This is a genomic window from Streptomyces sp. NPDC049577 (assembly GCF_040675635.1).
Classification (GTDB): domain Bacteria; phylum Actinomycetota; class Actinomycetes; order Streptomycetales; family Streptomycetaceae; genus Streptomyces.
On sequence record NZ_JBFAPH010000555.1, the window covers coordinates 1 to 2363 of the forward strand.

2 protein-coding genes and 3 pseudogenes are annotated in these 2363 nt (G+C 75.5%); 2 read left to right on the forward strand and 3 right to left on the reverse strand.

Annotated elements, in window-relative coordinates; translation table 11 throughout:
• Positions 1 to 306: pseudogene (locus AB0K09_RS32530) on the reverse strand (hypothetical protein); the annotation flags it as partial.
• Positions 307 to 489: 183 nt separating this feature from the next.
• Between AB0K09_RS32530 and AB0K09_RS32535 the strand changes: the two are divergent.
• The gene (locus tag AB0K09_RS32535) at positions 490 to 996 is read left to right on the forward strand and encodes a DsbA family protein (protein WP_366068993.1); all 507 of its coding nucleotides are present in this window, start codon (positions 490 to 492) and stop codon (positions 994 to 996) included.
• Between the two features lie 123 nt (positions 997 to 1119).
• Here AB0K09_RS32535 and AB0K09_RS32540 read toward each other — a convergent pair whose 3' ends face one another.
• On the reverse strand, positions 1120 to 1947 hold the full coding sequence (locus AB0K09_RS32540) for a GNAT family N-acetyltransferase (RefSeq protein WP_366068994.1): 828 nt from the start codon (positions 1945 to 1947) through the stop codon (positions 1120 to 1122).
• A 62-nt stretch (positions 1948 to 2009) separates the two neighbouring features.
• A pseudogene (locus AB0K09_RS32545) lies at positions 2010 to 2270 on the reverse strand (aminotransferase class IV); the annotation flags it as partial.
• Here AB0K09_RS32545 and AB0K09_RS32550 point away from each other — a divergent pair.
• Positions 2270 to 2363: pseudogene (locus tag AB0K09_RS32550) on the forward strand (IMP dehydrogenase); the annotation flags it as partial. The pseudogenes AB0K09_RS32545 and AB0K09_RS32550 sit on opposite strands and share 1 nt — an antisense overlap.

The following is a 2363-nucleotide window of genomic DNA, read 5'->3' on the forward strand; positions in this document are numbered from 1 at the left end:
GTCGGTGCGGCCGGCGGCGGCCGCGGCGCGGCGCTCGGCACGGGTGCCGCCGCGGCGGCGTTCGACGGCCCTGGTCACGGTGAAGAGCAGGGCGGACAGGGCGAGCAGCCCGAATCCGGCCCAGACGGTCGGCTTGAGAACGAGACCGGTGATCCAGTCGATGATCCCGGTCATGACCAGTCCGATGGGGACGAGCGCGTAGGCGGCGATGCGGGCCGCGGCGAGGAAGCGCCTGCGGTACGCCGTCAGCAGGGCGACGCCCAGGCCGGCCGCGGACACCGCGGCACATACGGTCGAGGTCAGCATGGGGTCCTCCCTGCCCGAGGCGGTTCCTGTCCTCCATCGTGCACCGCCGGCGGCGGTGGGTGCCACGATGCCGGCTGCGGATCGGGGGGATCTCGGGGGCGCCCTCCTCCCCCGGTAGGGCCCCGGTGGGTCGGGCGCGAGGTGCGGGTGAGGGAGCCGGGACGGGCTGGGAGACTGGGGTCCATGACGACTACCGACTCCGACCGCGTCGTGCTGGACGTGTGGTGCGAGCTGCAGTGCACGGACTGCCGTACCGCTCTCGACGATCTCCGTGCCCTGCGGGCCCGCTACGGCGAGCGGCTGGACATCCGGCTGCGGCACTTCCCGCTGGAGAAGCACAAGCACTCCTACGCCGCCGCCCAGGCCGCCGAGGAGGCGGCCGAGCAGGGCAGCGACTGGGCGTACGCGGAAGCGGTGCTGGGCCGGGCGGAGGAGCTGGCCGCCCGGGGCCAGGAGCTGCTGGTGGAGGTGGCGCGCGAGCTGGGGCTGGACGCCGAGGAGGTGGACACGGCCCTGATCGACGGGCGGCACACGCTGATCGTCGACGCCGACCAGGCCGAGGGCAAGGCCATCGGCGTGACGGGCACGCCGACGTACGTCATCGGCGGCGAGCGCCTGGACGGCGGCAAGAGCCAGGAGGGGCTGCGGGAGCGCGTCGAGGAGATCGCCGACCGCCTGCTGGCCGGCTGAGCGGAGGCCTGCGCGGGGCTCTTCGCCGGAACTGCGGCGACGAGCCACCGCGGCGAGGGTCCGGCGGCGGCCGCGAGCACCGCACCCGGCACGTTCGCCACGGTCCGCCGGACAGGCTCCGGCTCAGAGCAGCGGCTTGTACAGGTGGTGCTCGGTCGGCTCGTAGCCGAGCGAGTCGTACAGCCGCAGGGCCGGGGTGTTCCCGGCGAAGACGTTGAGGCCGAGCGTGTCCAGGCCGGCGTCCAGGCAGATGCGCTCGGCGAGGAGCATGAGGGTGCGCCCGTGCCCCCGGCCCCGGTGCCGGGCGTCGACGTCGACGCCGAAGACGAAGCCGCCCGGGCGCGGGGAGCCCGTGGCCAGCCACAGGGTGCCGACGTCGGTGCCGTCGTGGGCCAGGACGAGCAGGGCGGTGTCCGGTGTCGCGAGGCCGCGCGGCAGGAGGGCGGCGTGGTCCGCCTCGGCCTTGGCCTCGGCCTGGACGAGGGGGACGCCCCGGTCGGCCCAGGACGCCGCGTACCGGGCCTTGGCCCGCGCCTGCCAGGCCGTGAACTCGTCCTCCGTCATGGCGCGCGCGACGCTGCCCGCCGGCAGGCCGGGCGGGGTGCGCAGGGGCTTGGTCATGATGCGGCTGCGCTCGGTGTAGCCGAGGGCGGCGGCCAGCCCGAGGGCGGCCCGGGCGGTGGCCGGGACGCTCGCCTCGACGCGTTCGCAGCCCCAGCCGCGCAGCACTTCCTCGGCGGCGAGCGCGGCGACCGTGCCGCGCCCGCGGCGCCGGTCGGGCTCGTCGACGGCGAGGGCGGCGATGCGGCCGACGCGGGGGCCGAAGCGGTGGTCGGTGGTGAGGTCGACCGTGCCGACGGGCCTGCTGTTGACGCGGATCTCGTACGAGCGGGACCGGCCGCCGTCCTCGGTGCGCCGTTCGGGGGCGGTGGGCCGCAGGGTGGTAGTCACGACGATGTGTTTTACCGCCCGGCGGCCGCCACGTCACCGGTTTTACGCGGCGGGAGGCCGGCTCACGGGTCGAGGTCGGCGGCGGCGCGCTCCTCGAAGATCCGCACGGCCTTGGCGGTGACGGGTCCGGGGGCGACCGGCAGCGGGCGGCCGTCGACGGCGTGGACGGCCTGGACGTCGCGGAGGCTCGAGGTCAGCAGGATCTCGTCGGCGCGGTCGAGGACATCGAAGGGCAGCTCGGTCTCCTGGGCGCCGGTCCACTCCAGGAGCAGGGCGCGGGTGATGCCGGGCAGGCAGCCGGTGGAGAGCGGCGGGGTGTGCAGCCGCCGGCGCGGACACGGTGATGCTCGGCTCGCTGCTGGCGGGCTGCGAGGAGTCGCCGGGCGAGATGGTCTTCATCAACGGCAAGCAGTTCA